At 72.2% G+C, this 20,653-nt stretch carries 18 protein-coding genes; 12 read left to right on the top strand and 6 right to left on the bottom strand.

The features are described 5' to 3' along the window. Positions 1-76: 76 nt before the first annotated feature. Positions 77-817, bottom strand: coding sequence for a helix-turn-helix transcriptional regulator (locus tag ACM26Y_RS12390; protein WP_416063543.1), 741 nt, complete (start codon positions 815-817; stop codon positions 77-79). A gap of 96 nt (positions 818-913) precedes the next feature. On the opposite strand from ACM26Y_RS12390, the gene mptB reads away from it, so the two are divergent. The 4 genes from mptB to ACM26Y_RS12370 are packed head-to-tail and all read left to right on the top strand — an operon-like array spanning position 914 to position 5,406. Next, positions 914-2,656 carry a polyprenol phosphomannose-dependent alpha 1,6 mannosyltransferase MptB gene (gene mptB / locus ACM26Y_RS12385; RefSeq protein WP_416063542.1) on the top strand — a complete coding sequence of 581 codons (1,743 nt, stop codon included), beginning with the start codon at positions 914-916 and terminating at the stop codon, positions 2,654-2,656. After that, positions 2,653-3,597, top strand: a complete 945-nt coding sequence (locus ACM26Y_RS12380) for an ABC transporter ATP-binding protein (protein WP_003939486.1) — start codon at positions 2,653-2,655, stop codon at positions 3,595-3,597. The genes mptB and ACM26Y_RS12380 overlap by 4 nt, the downstream gene beginning before the upstream one ends. Beyond that, positions 3,594-4,391 carry an ABC transporter permease gene (locus ACM26Y_RS12375; protein ID WP_003939485.1) on the top strand — a complete coding sequence of 266 codons (798 nt, stop codon included), beginning with the start codon at positions 3,594-3,596 and terminating at the stop codon, positions 4,389-4,391. The genes ACM26Y_RS12380 and ACM26Y_RS12375 overlap by 4 nt, the downstream gene beginning before the upstream one ends. Before the next feature lie 49 nt (positions 4,392-4,440). Beyond that, entirely contained in the window at positions 4,441-5,406 is a 966-nt protein-coding gene (locus tag ACM26Y_RS12370) for a COX15/CtaA family protein (RefSeq protein ID WP_416063541.1), read from the top strand. 79 nt (positions 5,407-5,485) lie between these two features. On the opposite strand, the gene ACM26Y_RS12365 is transcribed toward ACM26Y_RS12370, so the two are convergent. Next, positions 5,486-5,827 (bottom strand): hypothetical protein, encoded by a 342-nt coding sequence (locus ACM26Y_RS12365; protein WP_040784537.1) that lies wholly within the window; start codon positions 5,825-5,827, stop codon positions 5,486-5,488. 22 nt (positions 5,828-5,849) lie between these two features. On the opposite strand from ACM26Y_RS12365, the gene ACM26Y_RS12360 reads away from it, so the two are divergent. After that, the gene (locus tag ACM26Y_RS12360; RefSeq protein ID WP_416063540.1) at positions 5,850-6,815 is read left to right on the top strand and encodes a quinone oxidoreductase family protein; all 966 of its coding nucleotides are present in this window, start codon (positions 5,850-5,852) and stop codon (positions 6,813-6,815) included. An 18-nt stretch (positions 6,816-6,833) separates the two neighbouring features. Here ACM26Y_RS12360 and ACM26Y_RS12355 read toward each other — a convergent pair whose 3' ends face one another. Next, positions 6,834-7,811, bottom strand: a complete 978-nt coding sequence (locus tag ACM26Y_RS12355) for a heme o synthase (RefSeq protein ID WP_003939481.1) — start codon at positions 7,809-7,811, stop codon at positions 6,834-6,836. Between the two features lie 184 nt (positions 7,812-7,995). Between ACM26Y_RS12355 and tkt the strand changes: the two genes are divergently transcribed. From tkt to pgl, 5 genes are read left to right on the top strand one after another with little or no spacing between them, the layout of a single operon-like run. Then, positions 7,996-10,098 (top strand): transketolase, encoded by a 2,103-nt coding sequence (gene tkt, locus ACM26Y_RS12350; RefSeq protein WP_416063539.1) that lies wholly within the window; start codon positions 7,996-7,998, stop codon positions 10,096-10,098. Positions 10,099-10,103: 5 nt separating this feature from the next. Then, positions 10,104-11,240: a transaldolase gene (tal, locus tag ACM26Y_RS12345; RefSeq protein WP_003939479.1), complete on the top strand. Its 1,137-nt coding sequence runs from the start codon at positions 10,104-10,106 to the stop codon at positions 11,238-11,240. A gap of 4 nt (positions 11,241-11,244) precedes the next feature. Next, a complete protein-coding gene (gene zwf, locus ACM26Y_RS12340; protein ID WP_003939478.1) occupies positions 11,245-12,786 on the top strand; it encodes a glucose-6-phosphate dehydrogenase in 1,542 nt (513 codons plus the stop codon). Continuing rightward, positions 12,783-13,691: a glucose-6-phosphate dehydrogenase assembly protein OpcA gene (gene opcA / locus ACM26Y_RS12335; protein WP_416063538.1), complete on the top strand. Its 909-nt coding sequence runs from the start codon at positions 12,783-12,785 to the stop codon at positions 13,689-13,691. The genes zwf and opcA overlap by 4 nt, the downstream gene beginning before the upstream one ends. Continuing rightward, complete coding sequence (pgl, locus tag ACM26Y_RS12330; RefSeq protein WP_003939476.1) at positions 13,684-14,451, top strand: 6-phosphogluconolactonase; 768 nt, start codon at positions 13,684-13,686, stop codon at positions 14,449-14,451. Before opcA ends, pgl begins: the two co-directional genes overlap by 8 nt. A 3-nt stretch (positions 14,452-14,454) precedes the next feature. On the opposite strand, the gene ACM26Y_RS12325 is transcribed toward pgl, so the two are convergent. After that, positions 14,455-14,616 carry a hypothetical protein gene (locus ACM26Y_RS12325; RefSeq protein WP_161628506.1) on the bottom strand — a complete coding sequence of 54 codons (162 nt, stop codon included), beginning with the start codon at positions 14,614-14,616 and terminating at the stop codon, positions 14,455-14,457. A gap of 148 nt (positions 14,617-14,764) precedes the next feature. Here ACM26Y_RS12325 and ACM26Y_RS12320 point away from each other — a divergent pair, with 148 nt between their 5' ends. After that, positions 14,765-15,247: an SRPBCC domain-containing protein gene (locus ACM26Y_RS12320; RefSeq protein ID WP_289380523.1), complete on the top strand. Its 483-nt coding sequence runs from the start codon at positions 14,765-14,767 to the stop codon at positions 15,245-15,247. Between the two features lie 92 nt (positions 15,248-15,339). Then, on the top strand, positions 15,340-17,226 hold the full coding sequence (locus tag ACM26Y_RS12315) for an alkyl/aryl-sulfatase (protein ID WP_416063537.1): 1,887 nt from the start codon (positions 15,340-15,342) through the stop codon (positions 17,224-17,226). A 39-nt stretch (positions 17,227-17,265) separates the two neighbouring features. On the opposite strand, the gene ACM26Y_RS12310 is transcribed toward ACM26Y_RS12315, so the two are convergent. Next, entirely contained in the window at positions 17,266-17,676 is a 411-nt protein-coding gene (locus tag ACM26Y_RS12310; RefSeq protein WP_054373456.1) for a nuclear transport factor 2 family protein, read from the bottom strand. 171 nt (positions 17,677-17,847) lie between these two features. After that, a complete protein-coding gene (gene ppc / locus ACM26Y_RS12305) occupies positions 17,848-20,619 on the bottom strand; it encodes a phosphoenolpyruvate carboxylase (RefSeq protein WP_416063536.1) in 2,772 nt (923 codons plus the stop codon). Positions 20,620-20,653 lie beyond the last annotated feature (34 nt).

The raw sequence follows: 20,653 nt of genomic DNA, 5'->3' as shown, positions 1-20,653 counted from the left end.
GAGTCTTGTTCGGTACCGGCGAGGGCTGATCGCCGGCGGTCAACGTCGTGCTTCTGTCGGGGTGGACGGGTTCCGCTCAGGTCTTCCGGATGTCCGACGGTGGCACCGGCACGTGGGTGGTGCAGAAGCTGTCGCCGTTGGCGATGGTCGCCAGCCGCTGCACGTGGGTGCCGAGTATCCGGGTGAACGCCTCGAGCTCGGCCTCGCAGAGCTCGGGGAACTGCTCGGCGACGTGCGAGACCGGGCAGTGGTGCTGGCAGATCTGCACGCCGGTGCCGACCCGCCGGGTCGAGGCCGCGAACCCCGCATCGGTGAACGCCGCCGCGATGTCCTCGGCGGTGTCCTCGATCTCGGCGCCGCTGCCGGACTCGACCGGGGCGACCCCGCCGAGCAGGGACTGCACGCGACGCCGGGCGAAGTCCTCGACCGCCGCCTCGCCGCCGACCTCGCGCAGGTGCCGCATCGCGGCACTGGCCAGGTCGTCGTAGGAGTGCCCCAGCCGCGCCCGGCCCACCGCGGTGAGCTGGAATCGGCGCGCCGGCCGTCCCCGCCCCCGACCTTCCCGTCGAGGGGCCGGAGCCGCCTGGGCCTCTCCGGTGTCGATGAGGGCGTCGAGGTGGCGACGCACCCCGGCCGCGCTCAGGCCGAGACGAGCGCCGATCTCGGTGGCCGTGATCGGTCCCTCCTCGAGCAGCAGCTGCACCACCGCCGCCCGGGTCTGACCCTCGTGCGCGCCCGGAACCTGGGCCACCGGCAACCCGACAGGCGGATGACCTGCGCGTTCCCCGTGCACCCCGGTATCGGACGTCGTTTTCACAACACCAGTGTGACGGAATTACTCCGGCCGGTCTACAAAGGGTGCCCTACCTTACAGGCGGCGAGGTCCCGGTTTCCGGCCCGCTACGCTGCTCGCGTGCCGTCCACCGTGGAACCCGACCCGAGCGGGCCGGCGCCGAGCCGCCGTGCCGCGGACCTCGGGGCCCGCGCCGTGGAACTCGGCCGGCGCGCCCTCGGACTCGACGGGCGCGGCGGCGGCCCCGCCGTGGCCACGATCCTGCACGGCGACGAACTCGAGGGCCGCGGCCTCGACGCCACCGAGACCACCCAACTGCACCGCATCCGGTTGTTCGGCGCGACGGGCACCGTGCTCATGGCGGTGGGGGCGCTCGGCGCGGGGGCACAACCGGTGCTGCAGAACCCCGTCCAGGGCCTGCGGGTGCTCGGGCTGCCCGCCCGCATGCCCAGCGCCGCGCTGACGCTGACCATGACGGGCACCGTGCTGGTGGTGCTGGCCTGGCTGCTGCTCGGCCGCTTCGCCGTCGGCCGCCGCGACCCGGACGGGGTACCCCGACGGCTGAGCCGGTCCCAGCTCGACCGCACCCTGCTGCTGTGGATCCTGCCGTTGACGGTGGCACCCCCGATGTTCAGCAAGGACGTCTACTCGTATCTCGCGCAGAGCGAGATCGCCGCCCGCGGTCTCGACCCCTACGGGATCGGCCCCGCCGGCGCCCTGGGTGTCGACCACGTCCTGACCCGCACCGTGCCCAACATCTGGCGCGACACCCCCGCGCCGTACGGGCCGGCGATCCTGTGGCTCGGACAGCGGATCACCGACCTCACGGGCGAGAACATCGTCGCCGGCGTGTTCCTGCACCGCGTGACCGCGCTCGCCGGGGTCGCGCTGATCGTGTGGGCGCTGCCGCGGCTCGCGCGCCGCTGCGGGGTCGCCTCCGTCAGCGCCCTGTGGCTGGGTGCGGCCAATCCCCTGCTGCTGTTCCACCTCGTGGCCGGCATCCACAACGAGGCCCTGATGCTCGGTCTCATGCTGGCCGGTCTCGAGCTGGCGCTGCGCGGGATCTACACCGCCGATCCGGCGGCGCCGCTGCGCGGCCGCGCGCTGGGCTGGCTGCTGGCGGGCTCCGCCGTCATCGCGCTGTCGTCGATGGTCAAGGTGCCCTCGCTGCTCGCCCTCGGCTTCGTCGGGATGGCGCTCGCGCACCGCTGGGGCGGCACCCTGCGCGCGGTGGTCGCCGCCGCCGCGCTGCTCACCGTGGTCGCCGTCGTCGTCGTGGGCGCGGTCAGCTGGGGCAGTGGGCTCGGGTTCGGCTGGACGCAGACCCTCGGCACCGCAACCGAGGTGCGCAGCTGGATGTCCATCCCGACGCTGCTCGGCCTGGGCACCGGCCTGGCCGGGGTGCTGCTCGGTCTCGGTGACCACACGACCGCGGTCCTGTCGCTCACCCGGCCCGTCGCCGCGCTGATCGCGGCGCTGGTGACGGTGCGGATGATGCTGGCGGTGCTCACCGGCCGGCTGCACCCGGTGGGCGCGCTCGGGGTGTCCCTCGGCGCGATCGTGCTGCTGTTCCCGGTGGTGCAGCCCTGGTACCTGCTGTGGGCGGTGATCCCGCTGGCCGCGTGGGCCACCCGCCCGATCTTCCGGCTCCCCACCGTGGCGTTCTCGTCGCTGGTGAGCGTGATCCTGATGCCCAACGGCGGCGAGTACCAGCCGTTCATCATCGTGCAGGCGGCGATCGCGACGGTCGTCGTGGTGGGGCTGGCGATCTTCGCCACCCGCAACCGGCTGCCCTGGCGCGACGAGGACGACACACCACCGCGTCCCGCCGATTCGCCCGGCGCCTACGCTGGAACCTCGTGACCTCGAGATCCCCCGCCGCTGCGCCGCCTGCCGTCCGCCTCGAGGGCGTCGTCAAGCGGTTCGGCGACCTCACCGCGGTCGACGGGCTCGATCTGACCGTCGACCGCGCCCAGGTGCTCGCGCTGCTCGGCCCCAACGGCGCCGGCAAGACCACCACCGTGGAGATGTGCGAGGGCTTCGTCACCCCCGACTCCGGGACCGTGCGGGTCCTCGGACTCGACCCGATCGCCGACTCCGAGGCCCTGCGCCCGCGGATCGGGGTCATGTTGCAGGGCGGCGGCGCCTACCCCGGGTCCAAGGCCGGGGAGATGCTCGATCTGGTGGCCGCCTACTCCGCGGATCCCCTCGATCCGGCCTGGCTGCTGCGCAGTCTCGGACTCGAGGAGGCACGGCGCACCCCCTACCGGCGACTGTCCGGCGGGCAGCAGCAGCGGCTCGCGCTGGCCTGCGCCCTCGTCGGCCGGCCCGAACTCGTCTTCCTCGACGAACCGACCGCCGGTCTGGACGCGCAGGCGCGGTTGCTGGTCTGGGAACTGATCGACGCCCTGCGGCGCGACGGGGTCGCGGTGCTGCTCACCACGCACTTGATGGACGAGGCTGAGGAACTCGCCGACGAGGTCGTCATCATCGATCACGGCCGGATCGTGGCCGCCGGCACCCCCGCCGAGGTCGCCAGCACCGGCGCGGAGGGCCAGTTGTGGCTCACCGCCGCCTCGGGGCTGGATCTCACTCCCCTGCGTGCCGCGCTGGCGGAGGCCTTCCGGGTGCGCGAGGCCGGGCCCGGCCGGTATCTCGTGGAGGGCCCCATCGATCCGCAGGTCGTCGCGGCAGCGGCCGCGTGGTGCGCCGACCAGGGCGTGCTGGCCCGCGAGATCCGGGTGGACCAGCGCAGCCTCGAGGACGTGTTCCTGGACCTGACCGGACGGGAGATCCGCGGATGAGCACCTCGCACGAGCGCCTGGCGGCGAACCGGTTCACGCCCGGCACCTTCGCTCCCGCGCCCCGCCCGAACGGCCCGGCGGCGATGCTCGCCGCGCAGACCCGCATGGAGCTGGTGCTCCTGCTGCGCAACGGCGAGCAGCTGCTGCTGACGATGTTCATCCCGATCACCCTGCTGATCGGACTCACCTTGCTCCCGATCGGCGATCTGGGTGAGGCCCGGGTCGAGCGTGTGCTGCCGGCGGTGATGATGGTCGCGGTGATGTCGACGGCGTTCACCGGCCAGGCCATCGCGGTCGGATTCGACCGCAGATACGGTGCATTGAAAAGACTCGGTGCCACCGCCCTGCCGAAATGGGGCATCATCGCAGGCAAGAGCGGTGCGGTGGCCCTCGTCGTGGCACTGCAGTCGATTCTGCTGGGCGGCATCGGACTCGCCCTCGGCTGGCGCCCGGAACCCGTCGGGCTGCTGCTCGGCGCCGCCGTCATCGCCCTGGGCACCGTGACGTTCGCCACCCTCGGCCTGCTGCTCGGCGGCACCCTGCGCGCCGAGATCGTGCTGGCGCTGGCCAACATCATCTGGTTCGTGCTGCTCGGGATCGGCAGCGTCGTCCTCGCCGGCGACGGTCTGCCCGATGCGGTGGTGCACCTGGCGCGCCTGGTCCCGTCGGGGGCGCTCGCCCTCGCGCTCGACGCGGCGCTGCGCGGCAGCGTCGACTGGCTGGCCGTGGCGATCCTCGGCGCGTGGGCGGCCGTCGGCGGTGTCCTGGCGAGCAGACTGTTCCGGTTCGTCTGACCGGCACCCCACTACAGCCTGTAGTGGACCGGCCCGTACCATCGTCGATGTGCTGTATCGCGGCTTCCTGCGCCTTGTCGACCGTCTGCCCCTGCCGTCCCTGCGGACCCAGCGGCTGCTCGCGCTCATCGCGATCCTGACCCAGGGCGGCATCGCCGTGACCGGGTCGATCGTCCGCGTGACGGCATCCGGCCTGGGTTGTCCCACCTGGCCGCAGTGCTTCCCGGGCAGCTTCGTGCCCGTCGGGGTGTCCGAGGAGGTCGCGACCCTGCACCAGGTCGTCGAGTTCGGCAACCGGCTGCTGACGTTCGTCGTCGTCGCCTCCGCCGCGGCGGTCGTGCTGGCCGTGACCCGGGCCCGGCGTCGCCGCGAGGTTCTCGTCTACGCCTGGCTGATGCCCGCCGGCACCGTCCTGCAGGCCGTCATCGGTGGCATCACCGTGCTCGCCGGCCTGGCCTGGTGGACCGTCGCGGTGCACCTGCTGGCGTCGATGCTGATGGTGTGGCTCGCGGTGCTGCTGCACGCGAAGGTCGGCGAGCCCGACGACGGGGTGGTCGTGGCGACGATCCCCCGCCCCCTGCGGACCCTCACCGCCCTGTCCGCCGCGCTGCTCGCGGGGGTGCTCGTCGCGGGCACGATGGTCACCGGCGCCGGCCCGCACGCCGGGGACAAGAGCGCCGAGCGGCCGGTGCCGCGTCTCGAGATCGACATCGAGTCGCTGGTGCACCTGCACGCCGAACTGCTCGTCGGATACCTCGGTCTGCTCGTCGGCCTGGCCTTCGCGCTGTACGCCGTCGCCGCCCCGCAGGCGGTGAAGACGCGCCTGCACGTGCTGCTCGCCCTCGTCGTCGCCCAGGCCCTCGTCGGGGTCGTGCAGTACTTCACCGACGTGCCCGCCGCCCTGGTCGCCGTGCACGTCGCCGGAGCCGGGCTGTGCACGGCCGCGACGGCAGCGGTGTGGGCGGCGGGACGGGTCCGCACCACCGAACCGGCCCGCGAACCGGTCGCCGTCTGACCCGCGCGCACGCGCGAGCGAGAAACGGCTCCGGGGGCCACCCGTGACGGGTGGGCCCCCGGAGCCGGTCGAGGATCGGTCAGCGTTCGTTGCGGGCCCGCGGGAACCGGGTCTGACGGGCCACCCAGCCGGCCATCTTCTTCCAGTGGCCCTGCTGCGGCGTCGCGATGCTGGTCACTTCGCGATCCCACTCCGAGACGGTGACGTCGGGCAGCGCCTCGACCACCGCCTGCGCGGTGGCGAGATCGCGCACCACTCGGTCGCCGAGCACACCGTCCTCGGCGACGACGGTGATGCGCACCGCGCCCCGCGCGACCGGCTGCAGCACCGCCTTGGCGGAGCCACCGTGCGCGGCGACGAAGCTGCGGAGGGACTTCACGATGTCGGCCGGTGCGGCCACGACCTGAGTATCGGCGCTCATGCCTGCAGAATACTGTGAACGCATGCGCGCAATCGAAGTGGCACGGTTCGGCGGCCCCGAGGTCCTCACCCCCGTCGAGGTCCCGGCTCCCGAGCCGGGGCCGGGTCAGCTGCTGGTCCGTACGGATGCCGTGGGCGTCAACTACATCGACACCTACTTCCGCACCGGGCTGTATCCCCGGGAGTTGCCGTACATTCCCGGGACCGAGGGCACCGGACGGGTCGTCGCGACGGGTGAGGGCGTGGCCGGCGTCGCGGTCGGCGACCGGGTGAGCTGGGCGGCGGCCGACAGTTCCTACGCCGAGCAGGTGCTCGTGCCGGCGGCGGTGGCCGTGCCGGTGCCCGACGCGGTTCCCGCCGAGCAGGCGGCGTCGGCGCTGCTGCAGGGCATGACCGCGCACTACCTGCTCAATTCGACGTATCCGGCGCAGCCCGGCGAGACCGTGCTCGTGCACGCGGGCGCCGGTGGGGTGGGCCTGCTCCTCACCCAGCTCGCCGCCGCGAAGGACGTGCGGGTGATCACGACCGTCTCCTCCGACGAGAAGGAGGCACTGTCGCGCGGGGCGGGCGCGACCGAGGTGCTGCGCTACTCCGACGACCTCGCCGAGCAGGTCCGGGACCTCACCGGCGGGGAGGGCGTCGCGGCGGTCTACGACGGCGTCGGCGCGGCCACGTTCGAGTCGTCGCTCGCCTCGCTGCGCATCCGCGGCACGTTGGCGCTGTTCGGCGCGGCCAGCGGTCCGGTTCCGCCGTTCGACCTGCAGCGGCTCAACCCCGCGGGCTCGCTGTACGTCACGCGGCCGACCCTCGCGCACCATGTGCGCACCCGCGAGGAGCTGATGTGGCGGGCGGGCGACGTGTTCGCCGCCGTCGCCGACGGGACCCTCACCGTCCGGGTCGGCGCGCGGTACCCGCTGGCGCAGGCGGCGCAGGCACACCGGGATCTCGAGGCCCGCCGCACGACCGGTTCGATCGTGCTGCTCCCCTGAGCGGGTGCTCGCAGCGGATCAGAAGAACGAGGCGATCGTGCGCAGGTCGAGCACGGAGTCCACGGCCAGGCCCAGGCACACCAGCGCGAGGTAGTTGTTCGACTGCAGGAACAGCTTGAGGGGCTTGACCGCCGCCCCACCCCGGACGCTGCGGTACAGCTGATGCGCGACGAGCAGGAACCAGGCACCGGCAGCGACGGTGACCACCGCGTACACCAGGCCGGCGGCCGGCACGAGCACCAGCGTCGCCAGCACGGTCGCCCAGGTGTAGAGCAGGATCTGCTTGGTGACGTGCTGCTCGCTCGCGATCACGGGCAGCATGGGCACGCCGGCGGCCTTGTAGTCCTCCTTGTACCGCATGGCCAGGGCCCAGGTGTGCGGCGGCGTCCAGAAGAAGATCACCAGGAACAGCACGATCGGTTCCCAGCTCAGCGAGCCGGTGACCGCGGCCCAGCCGACCATCACGGGCATGCACCCCGCCGCCCCGCCCCACACCACGTTCTGCCAGGTCCTGCGCTTGAGGACCATCGTGTACACCAGGACGTAGAAGGCGATCGTGGCGACCACGAGCAGGCCGGCGAGCAGGTTCGCCCGCCACCACAACCACAGGAACGACACGACGCCGAGCACCGCGCCGAACACGAACGCGTGCCGGGTCGGGACGGCCTGCCGGGCCAGCGGCCGCAGCGCCGTCCGCTTCATGACCTTGTCGATGTCGGCGTCGACGACGCAGTTGAGGGCATTCGCGCTCGCCGCGCCCATCCACCCGCCGAACAGGGTGCTCGCGATGAGCACCAGATCCACCTCGCCGCGGGCGGCGAAGAGCATCGCCGGGATGGTCGCCACCAGCAGCAGCTCGATCACGCGCGGCTTGGTCAGCGCGATATAGGCGAGCACCGTGCCCGAAACGCGTCCCCACACCGTGTCGGGGCGCGGCGCTCCGGGTGCCTCGGGGGCGCCGAAGCCGTGTCCTCCCGGCCGTTGCCCTGCCCGCACCCTGTCTCCTTGCACCACGCGATTACGCACCTTCGCTCGCCGTCGCCCTACTACGAACGATGGTAGACGTCGCGCAGGCCCGGACCGAATCGACCCGCAAAGCGCAGCACATTACTCTGGAGGGGCGCTCGAGGCTTTCGCGCCCGCACGCTCCCCGTATACCCATGTCAGGAGACTTCTGCTCGTGTCGATCACAGACGAGATCCGCTCCCTCACCCAGGCAGTGCACCCCGCCGACTGGACCGACCTCGACACCAAGGCCGTCGACACCGCACGCGTGCTCGCCGCCGACGCGGTCCAGAAGGTGGGCAACGGGCACCCGGGCACGGCGATGAGCCTTGCCCCCGTGGCCTACACGCTGTTCCAGAAGGTGATGCGGCACGACCCGACCGATCCGCACTGGGTGGGACGGGACCGGTTCGTGCTCTCGTGCGGACACTCGAGCCTGACGCTGTACATCCAGCTGTACCTGTCGGGGTACGGGCTCGAACTCGCCGACCTCGAGGCGCTGCGCACGTGGGGTTCGAAGACGCCGGGCCACCCCGAGTTCGGGCACACCGCGGGGGTGGAGATGACCACCGGCCCGCTCGGGCAGGGCCTGGCCTCCGCGGTGGGCATGGCGATGGCGGCGCGGCGGGAACGCGGCCTGTTCGACCCGGACACGGCGACGGGCGCGAGCCCGTTCGACCACCACATCTATGTGCTCGCCTCCGACGGCGACATCGAAGAGGGCGTGACGTCGGAGGCCTCGTCCCTCGCGGGCGTGCAGCAGCTCGGCAACCTGATCGTCTTCTACGACGACAACAAGATCTCCATCGAGCACGACACGGCGATCGCCCTCGGTGAGGACGTCGCCAAGCGCTACGAGGCCTACGGCTGGCATGTGCAGACCGTCGAGGGCGGCGAGAACGTCACCGCGATCCTCGACGCCGTCGAGGCCGCCAAGGCCGTCACCGACAAGCCGTCGCTCGTCGTGCTGCGCACGATCATCGGCTACCCGGCGCCGACCAAGATGAACACCGGCGACGTGCACGGCGCCGCCCTCGGCGCCGAGGAGGTCGCCGCCGTCAAGACCGCCCTCGGGTTCGACCCCGAGCAGCACTTCGACGTCGACCCCGCCGTGATCGAGCACACCCGCGGCGTCGTCGAGCGCGGCGCGGCCGCCCGCACCGCGTGGCAGGCCGAGTTCGACGCGTGGGCCGGTCGCGAGCCGCAGCGCAAGGAACTGTTCGACCGGTTGCAGGCCGGGGAGTTCCCCGCCGGCTGGACCGAGGTGCTGCCCACCTACGAGCCGGCCGCCAAGGGCCCGGCCACCCGCAAGGCGTCCGGCAGCGCCCTCGCCGCACTCGGCCCGGTGCTGCCCGAGCTGTGGGGCGGCTCGGCCGACCTGGCCGGCTCGAACAACACCACGATCCCCGGGTCGGACTCGTTCGGCCCGGTGTCGATCTCCACGAAGGACTGGAACGCCCAGCCGTACGGCCGGACGCTGCACTTCGGTGTGCGCGAGCACGCGATGGGTTCGATCCTCAACGGCATCGCCCTGCACGGCCCGACCCGCCCCTACGGCGGCACCTTCCTGGTGTTCAGCGACTACATGCGTCCGGCCGTGCGGCTCGCCGCGCTCATGCAGACCCCCGCGATCTACGTGTGGACCCACGACTCGATCGGCCTCGGCGAGGACGGCCCGACCCATCAGCCGGTCGAGCACCTCACCGCCCTGCGGGCGATCCCGAATCTGGCCGTGATCCGTCCCGGCGACGCGAACGAGACCTCGTTCGCGTGGGCCGCGGCGCTCGAGAACAAGACCGGCCCGACCGCCCTGGCCCTGACCCGCCAGGATGTGCCGGTGCTCGAGGGCACCCGGGAGAAGGCCGCCGAGGGCCTGCCCCGCGGCGCGTACGTGCTCGCCGAGGCGTCCACCGGCACGCCCGAGCTGATCCTGCTCGGCACCGGCTCCGAGCTGCAGCTCGCCGTCGCCGCCCGCGAGGTGCTCGAGGCCGACGGCGTGCCCACCCGCGTGGTCTCGGTGCCGGTCCTCGACTGGTTCCTCGAGCAGGACCAGGCGTACCGCGACGAGGTGCTTCCGCCGGCGGTGCGTGCGCGCGTCTCCGTCGAGGCCGGACTGGCGATGCCGTGGCACCGCCTGCTCGGCGACGCCGGCGAGGCCGTCTCGCTCGAGCACTTCGGCGCCTCCGCCGACCACAAGACCCTGTTCCGCGAGTTCGGCATCACCGCCGAGGCCGTCGTCGACGCCGCCCGCCGCTCGCTGACCCGAGTGAAGGGATGATCCCGATGACCCAGCAGGTAACCCAGAACGCGAATCTCGCACAGCTCTCCGCCGCCGGGGTGTCCGTGTGGCTCGACGACCTCTCCCGGGACCGCATCGAGACCGGCAACCTCGCCGAGCTGATCGCCACCCGCAGCGTCGTGGGCGTGACCACCAACCCGTCGATCTTCCAGGCGGCGCTCAGCAAGGGCCACGTCTACGACGCCCAGGTCCGTGAGCTCGCGCTGGCCGGCGCCGATGTGGACACCACCATCCGCACCGTCACCACCGACGACGTGCGCGCCGCGTGCGACGTCCTGGCCCCGGTGTTCGAGGCCAGCAACGGTGTCGACGGCCGGGTCTCCATCGAGGTCGACCCGCGACTGGCGCACTCCACCGACGCGACCGTGCAGCAGGCGATCGAGCTGTGGCACATCGTGGACCGGCCCAACCTGCTCATCAAGATCCCCGCGACGGTGGCGGGCCTGCCGGCCATCGCCCGCGTGATCGGCGAGGGCATCAGCGTGAACGTGACGCTGATCTTCTCGGTCGAGCGCTACGAACGGGTCATCGAGGCCTACCTGGACGGTCTGACCGCCGCCAAGTCGGCCGGGCACGAGCTGTCGACGATCCACTCGGTGGCCTCGTTCTTCGTCTCCCGCGTCGACACCGAGATCGACGCGCGGCTCGACGCGATCGGCACCCCCGAGGCGCTCGCGCTGCGCGGCAAGGCCGGCGTCGCCAACGCCCGCCTGGCGTACGCGGCGTACCGCCGGGCGTTCGAGTCCGGGGCCCGGTTCGAGCAGCTCGCCGCGGCCGGTGCGCGTCCGCAGCGCGCGCTGTGGGCGTCGACCGGGGTGAAGAACCCGGACTACTCGGACACCCTGTACGTCACCGAACTGGTCGCCCCGAACACGGTCAACACGATGCCGGAGAAGACCCTCGAGGCCGTCGCCGACCACGGTGCGGTCACCGGCGACACGGTCACCGGCACCGAGAAGGCGGCGCAGAACGTGTTCTCCGCGCTGTCGACGATCGGGGTGAACCTGCCCGAGGTGTTCCGCAAGCTCGAGGACGAGGGCGTCGAGAAGTTCGAGGTGTCCTGGAACGAGCTGCTCGCCGCCACCTCCGAGCAGCTGATCGCGCACGGCGCCAAGAGCTGACGCGGTGCGCGAACCCGAGACGGCGGCGTGGGTCAACCCACTCCGGGACGAGCGTGATCGGCGGCTGCCCCGGATCGCCGGGCCGTGTGCCCTGGTGATCTTCGGAGTCACCGGCGACCTCGCCCGCCGCAAGCTGATGCCGGCGGTGTACGACCTGGCCAACCGCGGTCTGCTGCCGCCCGGGTTCGCGCTCGTCGGCTTCGCCCGCCGGGACTGGGCCGACGAGGACTTCGGTCAGGTCGTGCACGACGCCGTGAAGGCCAACTCGCGCACCAAGTTCCGCGAGGAGGTGTGGAACCGTCTGGCCGAGGGCATTCGGTTCGTGCAGGGCAGTTTCGACGACGACGCCGCGTTCGCCGAGCTCGCGTCGACGCTGGCCGAGCTGGACAAGGCCCGCGGCACGGGCGGCAACCACGCCTTCTATCTGTCCATCCCGCCGAACGCGTTCCCGGTGGTGTCCGCGCAGCTCAAACAGTCCGGACTCGCGATCGCGCGGGAGGGCACCTGGAGCCGGGTGATCATCGAGAAGCCGTTCGGTCACGATCTGACGAGCGCCCGGGAACTGAACCGGCTGGTCGCCGAGGTGTTCCCCGAGGAGGCGGTGTTCCGCATCGACCACTACCTCGGCAAGGAGACGGTGCAGAACATCCTGGCGTTGCGGTTCGCGAATCAGCTGTTCGATCCGCTGTGGAACGCGCACTACGTCGACCACGTGCAGATCACGATGGCGGAGGACATCGGTCTCGGCGGCCGCGCCGGCTACTACGACGGCATCGGCGCCGCCCGGGACGTGATCCAGAACCACCTGCTGCAGCTGCTCGCGTTCATCGCGATGGAGGAACCGATCAGCTTCGACCCGGCGGAGTTGCGGGCGGAGAAGATCAAGGTGCTGTCCGCGACCCGGCTCGCCGAGCCCCTCGACGAGACCACCGCCCGCGGCCAGTACATCGCCGGCTGGCAGAACGGCGGGCAGGTCGTCGGTCTGCACGACGAGCAGGGCTTCGCCGCCGACTCGACCACCGAGACCTACGCGGCGATCACCTGCGAGATCGACACCCGCCGCTGGGCCGGAGTGCCGTTCTACCTGCGCACCGGCAAGCGCCTGGGCCGGCGCGTCACCGAGATCGCGATCGTGTTCAAGCGGGCCCCGCACCTTCCGTTCGACCAGACGATGACCACCGAGCTCGGCCAGAACGCACTCGTCATCCGCGTGCAACCCGACGAGGGCGTCACCCTCCGCTTCGGTTCCAAGGTGCCCGGCTCGAGCATGGAGGTCCGCGACGTCAACATGGACTTCAGCTACGGCCAGGCATTCACCGAGTCCTCCCCCGAGGCGTACGAGAGGCTGATCCTCGACGTGCTGCTCGGGGTGCCGTCGCTCTTTCCCGTCGACGACGAGGTCGAGCTGTCGTGGAAGATCCTCGACCCGGTACTCGAGCGCTGGGCGGCGCACGGCAAGCCCGAGCCGTACGAGGCCGGCACCTGGGGGCCGTCGTCGGCCGACGAGGTGCTCCGTCGCTCGGGCCGCGAATGGAGACGCCCGTGAGGATGCAGCTGCGCAACGCCACCGCGATCGACATCAGCAAACAGCTGGTCCAGCTGCGGCAGACCGGCGGCATCGTCACACAGGGCCGAGTGCTCACCCTGGTGGTGTGCACCGATGGTCCACGTGGTCTCGAAGCCGCCATCACCGCGGCCATCGGGGCGTCGCGGGAGCATCCGTGCCGCGTGATCGTCGTCGGCCGTGGTCGCGCGGGCGGCGAACCGCGCATGGACGCCGAGATCCGCATCGGCGGGGACGCCGGCGCCTCGGAGGTGCTGATCCTCGCGCTGCACGGCCCGCTCGCCGATCACCAGGAATCGGTGATCGTGCCGTTCCTGCTGCCGGACACCCCGGTGGTGGTGTGGTGGCCGAACACCCCGCCCGAGGTGCCGGCGGCGGACCCGGTGGGGCGGCTCGCCGTGCGGCGCCTGACCGATGCGACGAACTCGTCGCGTCCGATGACCGAGATCGTCTCGCGGTTGTCCGGCTACACCCCCGGCGACACCGACCTCGCGTGGGGCCGGATCACCTACTGGAGGGCGCTGCTCGTCTCGGCGCTCGACCAGCCACCGTTCGAGCCGGTCGAGTCGGCGCTGGTGTCGGGACTCGGCAGCGAACCGGCGGTGGATCTGCTCGCGGGCTGGCTCGCGAGCCGTATCGACGGCCCGGTCCAGCGTGCGGTGGGCGACCTGCGGGTCGAGCTGCGCACCCGCACCCAGACGATCTCGCTCGAGCGGCCCCAGGACGGGCGCGTCGCCACGCTGCGGCGCACCGGCAAACCCGATTCGCTGATCACGCTCGCACGCCGCGACTCCTCGGAATGCCTCGCCGAGGAGCTGCGGCGGCTCGACCCCGACGAGGTGTACCACTCGGCTCTGACGGCCCTGTCGAAGGTGGAATATGTCTGACGCGCACCACATCTCCGGGAACGTCCACGTACGGCGCTTCGAGTCGGGCGACGAGCTCGCGCGGGCGGCCGCCGCAGCGTTCGTCGAGACCGTGGTCGCCGCGCAGCGCGACCGCGGCCACGCCGCGGTGGTGCTGACCGGCGGCGGCACCGGCATCGCCGTGCTCGACGCGGTCCTGCGGGCTCCCGGCGGAATCGACTGGTCCGCGGTGGACGTGTACTTCGGCGACGAGCGGTACCTGCCGCCGGGTGATCCCGAGCGCAACGAGGTCCAGGCCCGCGCGGCGCTGCTCGACCATGTGCCGCTCGATCCGGCGCGGGTGCACGCGATGCCCACTCTCGACGAGGCCGGGGCCGGTTCCCCCGAGTCGGCGGCCCGCACGTACGCGCAGGTGCTCGCCGCGAACTCCCCCGACGGCAGCACCCCCGAGTTCGACGTGCACCTGCTGGGCATGGGCGGCGAGGGCCACGTCAACTCGCTGTTCCCGCACACCGATGCCGTGCGCGAGCAGGATCGCTTCGTCGTCGGCGTCGACGACTCCCCCAAGCCGCCCGCCGCGCGGGTCACGCTCACCCTCCCGGCGGTCCGTCGCGCCCGGCAGGTGTGGCTGCTCGTCACCGGCGCGGCCAAGGCCGAGGCCGTCGCGGCCGCGGTGGGCGGCGCCGACGCGGTGGACGTCCCGGCCGCCGGGGCACGGGGCCTCGACCGGACCGTGTGGTTCCTCGACACGGAGGCCGCCGCGGCGCTGCCCGCCGGGTGACCGTCACCACCGCTGCCCGTCCCGGTCGGGCCCTCCGGGCCGCGGATCCGGGGGCACACGGCCGTCGGTCACGCCGCAGCGCAGTCGTGCAGCCCAGCTCGGATTGCGGGTCGCGCGCAGCCCGGTGAGGCGGCCACGGCGGCATCGCTCCGTCCTACGGTCCATCGCGAAGCTCCTCCCCTACGGTGTTCCCTGCCCAGTTCGACGCCGCGGCCGGCCCGGCGGTTCCCCGTGGGACGGACCGGCGCATACCCGGCAGGCGGCGGCCCGGCGGATCACAATGGGGACAGCACTGCGTGGAAAGGAGCGTTCGATGAGCACCCCGACCACCGTCCTGGGCGAGATCCGGCCCGAGCACGACTGCCCGGACGGGTCTTCCCTGGTGACCCTGCACTACGTGCGCAGCTTCGCCCTGCCGGTCGGTGAGGTGTGGGCGGCGTTGACCGACCGGCTCGAACGCTGGTACGGACGGTGGACGGGCGACCCCGCCTCCGGACGGGTGCGGCTGACGATGACCGACGAGCACGACACGGCGACGACGGACGTGCGGATCCTGCGCTGCGACCCGCCCCACGTCCTCGTCGTCGACCAGGACGGGTGGCAACTCGAGCTCACGACGAAGCAGGTGGGTGCCGTCACCACCCTCGAGCTCTCGCACCGGCACGTCCCGCGCTCGGAGACCTCGGAGATCGGTCCCGGCTGGCAGTACTACCTCGACCGGCTCGATGCCGTGCTCACCGGCCGGGCCATGCCGCACTGGGACGGCTACCTCGACCTCGCCGACGAGTACCGGTGAGCGGCAGCGTCCGATTCCGGTGATCACCGGTCTGCACCGGCGACGTCCTCTAGGCTCGGGGCACCGCGCAACTTCCGGGGAGGACGGCGGCCATGAGCACTTCCGGTGCCAGCGAGACCACGCGGCGGAATCTGCAGGGTGCGGCGGCCGCGCTGCCCGCGGACGACGGGCAGGACTTCGAGGATGCGACGCGCGGCTTCGTCGGCCGCAGCGAGCAGCGGACGATCACCACCGCGGACGGACGTGTCGTGTGGGACCTCGACGCCTACGCGTTCCTCGACGGGCCCGCGCCGCCGACGGCGCATCCGAGTCTGTGGCGGCAGGGCCGGCTGCTCGGCGAGGACGGCCTGTTCGAGGTGGTACCGGGGATCTACCAGTTGCGCGGCTTCGACCTGTCGGTGATGACCGTCGTCGAAGGTGACACCGGGGTGATCGTGATCGACCCGCTGATCAGCGCGGAGACCGCCGCGGCGGCGTTGACGCTGTACCGGCAGCACCGCGGCGACCGGCCCGTCTCCGGGATGATCTACACGCACTCGCATGTCGACCACTTCGGTGGCGTCAAGGGGGTGCTCGACGCGGAACTCGTCGCGGCCGGGACGGTCCCCGTCGTGGCCCCGGCCGGGTTCCTCGAACATGCAGTGTCGGAGAACCTGTTCGCCGGCACGGCGATGTCGCGGCGCTCGGGTTACATGTACGGCGCGGCGCTCGCGAAGGGACCGGCCGGGCAGATCGGTGCCGGGCTGGGCCCGACCACGTCGGCCGGCACCGTCACGCTCATCGCGCCCACCGTCGACATCACCGCGACCGGACAGGAACTCACCGTCGACGGGGTACGGATGGTCTTCCAGCTGACCCCCGGCACCGAGGCCCCCGCCGAGATGAACATCTGGTTCCCCGAGCGGCGCGCGCTGTGCGCGGCCGAGAACGCCACCCACACCATGCACAACATCCTCACGCTGCGCGGCGCGGTGGTGCGCGACGCGCACGCATGGGGCCACTACCTCAACGAGACGATCGGGCTGTGGGGGGACGCGCTCGAGGTCGTGTTCGCCTCGCACCACTGGCCGACCTGGGGCCGCGAGCGGGCGCTCGACTTCCTCGCCGTGCAGCGCGACATGTACCTGTACCTGCACGATCAGACATTGCGGATGATGAACCAGGGCCTGGTGGGCCCGGAGATCGCCGAACGCTTCGAGTTGCCTCCGGCCCTGGCGGCGGCGTGGCACACCCACGGCTACTACGGCTCGGTGAGTCACAATGTCAAGGCCATCTACCAGCGGTACATGGGGTGGTACGACGGCAACCCCGCCAACCTGTGGGCCCATCCCCCGGCCGAGGCCGCCCGCCGGTACGTCGATGCCATGGGCGGCGCCGACGCCACCCTCGCCGTCGCGCGGGACGCCTTCGAGGAGGGCGACTACCGCTGGGTGCTCGAGGTCTGCAAACATCTGCTGTTCACCGACGACACCGATCAGGCCGCCCGGGATCTGCAGGCCGACGCGATGGAGCAACTCGCGTACGGCGCCGAGAACGGCACCTGGCGTTGCATCTATCTGGCCGGCGCGAAGGAACTCCGCGAGGGGATCTTCGGTTCGCCGGTGCAGTCCTCGGGCGACTTCCTCGATGCGCTGACCGTCCCGCAGCTGTTCGACAGCCTGGCGGTGCGGGTGGACGGGCCCCGCGCGTGGGATCTGCAGCTGGTGATCACATGGGTCCTCACCGACCTCGGGTCCACGTATCTCACGGAGTTGCGGCACGGCGTGCTCAACCATCGGACCGTGCCCGAGCCGCCGCCGGGCAGCACCGTGTTCACCCTCACCCGCCGCACGCTGATCGGTGCCCTCACCGGACAGCTGGATGCGGCGGCGGCCCTCGCGGACGGGACGATCGCGGTGACGGGTGACCCGACGGTGGTGGGCCGGCTCGTCGAGGTGCTCGCACCGGTGGATCCGGACTTCGCGATCGTCACGCCGTGACGTCCGCCTCGGCCGAAATCGTGGTGCGCGCGCCCCGGGTCAGCCGGGCCGGAGGACGCCGAAGTCGCCGAGGTCGTAGGAGATGGTGAAGGTGCGCGATGTCAGGCGCCAGCCGTCGCGGGTGCGGATCCACCGATCGTCGTACTCGCCGAAGCACTCGTAGCTCGCCCCGGCGGCTGGGCCCGCGCCCACGTGGTGGACGCGGGCGTACGTCAGAGACCGGGCCCGGTCGTCGTCGATCTCGATGCGGTGGTTGCCCAGCAGGTGCTGCGACGGTCCGCAGCCGCCGAGATGGGCCCGGACCACGGCGACGATGCCGTCGCGCCCCGCCGCGCCGTAGCCGGTCGCGGAGTCGGTGAAGGCGGCGCCGAGGGCAGCCCAGTCCCGGCGGTCGAGGGCGGCGGCGAGTTCGGCGAGCCGTTCGACGATCTGTTCGCGGTCATGTGTCACCGGTCCAGGTGTAGCGGGTCACGGCCGTTCGGTGCGCCGCCTTCCCGCTGAGCGGACACCACCGGGCAGGGCGGCCGGTCGCTCCGGCCCGGCCGCCGCCGCCCCGGCCCGTCCGCCGTCGCCCGTCCGCCGTCGCCCGCCCGCCGTCGCCCGCCCGCTGTCGCCCCGGCGCTATCCGCTGTTCCGCAGCGCGGTCGCGAGGCCGTTCATCGTCAGCTGGATGCCGCGGCGGACCCGGTCGGTGTCCTCCCCCGCCCGGAACCTCCGCAGCAACTCGACCTGCAGGTGGTTGAGCGGCTCGAGATACGGGAAGCGGTTGTGCACCGACCGGGCGAGTGCCGCGTTGTCCGCGGTCAGCTCGGAGTGCCCCGTGATCGCCAGGTAGACGCGCACGGTGCGCTCGTGCTCCGCGGTGATCTTGTCGAACACCCGGTGCCGCAGCTCCGGGTCGGGCACCAGTTCGGCGTAGCGCGCGGCGAGACCGAGGTCGGACTTGGCCAGCACCATCGCCATGTTGGACAGCACGGTGCGGAAGAACGGCCAGCGCCGATACAGGCCGGTGAGGGTGGTCAGGCGCGTCTCGTCGCCCGCGATCCAGGTCTCGACGGCCGTCCCGGTGCCGTACCAGCCGGGCAGCATCACACGGGACTGGGTCCACGCCAGCACCCAGGGGATGGCCCGCAGGTCGGCGATCGACGACGTCGGCTTGCGCGAGGTGGGCCGGCTGCCGATGTTCAGGGATCCGATCTCCGCGACGGGGGTGGCGGTCCGGAAGTACTCGACGAAGCCGGGGGTCTCGTGCACCAGGTCGCTGTAGGCGGCGCGGGCGAGTTCGGCGAGCTCGTCGAGCACCGCGTACGCCGGACCGGCGTCGCTGCCGAGCCCCTCGACGTCGAGGAGGGTGGACTCGAGGGTCGCGGCGACGAGAGATTCGAGATTGCGGCGCGCCAGCTTCGGCTCGGCGTACTTCGCCGCGATCACCTCGCCCTGCTCGGTCAGGCGCAGCGAACCGGCGACGGCCCCGGGCGGCTGCGCCAGGATCGCGTCGTAACTCGGTCCACCGCCGCGACCGACGGTGCCGCCGCGGCCGTGGAACAGGCGCAGTCGGATCCCGGCGGTGCGCGCGGCCTCCACCAGGTCGAGCTCGGCCCGGTACAGCGCCCAGTTGGCGGCGAGGTACCCGCCGTCCTTGTTCGAGTCCGAATAACCCAGCATGACCTCCTGGATCCCGTCGGCGGAGTCGACGAGGTTGCGGAACTCGGGGACGGCGAGGGCGGCGGTGAGGATGTCGGCGCCGTGCCGCAGATCGTCGATGGTCTCGAACAGCGGGATCACCGCGACCGGGCAGCGCGGTCCGGCGACGTCGTGCTCGACGAGCCCGGCCTCGTCGAGCAGCACCGCCGCCTCGAGCAGATCCGAGACCGAGCTGCACATGCTGACGATGTAGTGCGGTACGGCGGCCGGGCCCAACCGGGCCACGGCGTCGGCGGCGGCACGGAGCACGCCGAGTTCACGGGTGGTGTCGGCGCCGAGCCGCGCGCCGGGCGCGCTGAGGGGACGGCGGGTGCGCAGTTCGGCCGCGAGCAGCGCGACCTTCTCCTCCTCGGGCAGCGCGAGATAGTCGTCGGTGACGCCGGCCCAGCTGAACAGTTCGGCGATCACCCGGCCGTGCACCTCGGCGTTCTGGCGCAGGTCGAGGGAGGCGAGGTGGAAGCCGAAGGTCTCCACGGCGCCGCGCACGTGCGCGAGCCGGTCGTCGGCGAGGGCCGCGCTGCCGCCGGCGCGCAGGGCGGCGTCGAGGATGTCGAGGTCGGCGAGCAGTTCGGCGGGGGTGTCGTAGGCGGTCAGCGGGCTCGACACCGCATGCGGCGGTGGTTCGTCGAGCAGTCGTGCCGCGGTGGCGGTCAGGCGGCCCCGGATGCCGCGCAGCGCGCGGCGGTACGGTTCGTCGGCGCGCGAGGGGGCGTCGTCGCCGGAGGCGTCGGCGAGCCGAGCCAGGTCGTCGGTGACGCGGACCAGACGTGCGGACATCGACAGTTCCTGCTCGAGCCGTTCGAGTTCGGCGAGGTGATGCCCGAGAGCGGTTGCGGCGGCCCGTTCGGTGGCGCGGTGGACGACCTCGGCGGTGACGTTGGGGTTGCCGTCGCGGTCGCCGCCGATCCAGGTTCCGGTGCGCACCAAGGGGTCCGGCAGCAGCGGGACGCCGGGCCAGCGTTCGCGCAGGGCGCGCCGGACCTCGGCGTTGAGGGCCGGGACGACGCGGAACAGGGCGGCGTCGTAGTACCGCAGGCCCACCTCGATCTCGTCCTGGATGCGCAGGCGGGCGAGGCGGATGAGGGCGGTCTGCCACAGGGTGAGGATCTGCCGCCACAGGTGCAGGTCGATGTCGGACCGCTCGTCGGATTCGGCGTGTTCGCGGCGGCGCATGAGGTCGGTGATGCGGCTCTGCACGTCGAAGACGGTGCGGCGGCGGGTCTCGGTGGGGTGGGCGGTGATCACCGGGGAGACGAGGGCGCCGTCGAGCGCGGCGGCCACCTCGGCGGGGTCGAGTTCGGCGGCGTCGAGCTTGCGGTAGGTGGCGGCCAGGGAGCTGTCCTGGGCCGGTTCCCCGGCGCGCACGTGCACGGCGCGGCGGCGTTCCCGGTGCAGGTCCTCGGCGAGATTCGCGAGCAGCGCGAAGTGGCTGAAGGCGCGGATGACGGGGAGGGTGTCGTCGGTGGGGACGTCGGCGAACATCGCCGCGAGTTCGGCGCGGTCGATCTCGGAGCGGCGCACGCGGAAGCTTTCGACGCGGGCGCGTTCGACGAGGGCGAAGAGGTGCTCGCCGGCCTGTTCGCGGACGATGCGGCCCAGCATCCCGCCGAGCAGCCGGATGTCCTGGCGCAGAGGCTCGGTGGCGGAGCGGGACCGGGAGGGGTCGGCCGGGCGGGCGGTATCCGTCATCCGGCCAGTATCGCGGCCGACGCACGACGGCGCG

This window comes from Rhodococcus indonesiensis, assembly GCF_047782815.1.
Classification (GTDB): domain Bacteria; phylum Actinomycetota; class Actinomycetes; order Mycobacteriales; family Mycobacteriaceae; genus Rhodococcus; species Rhodococcus indonesiensis.
Note: the sequence above shows the minus strand (reverse complement) of the source record. Positions and strands in the feature narration are given on the sequence as shown.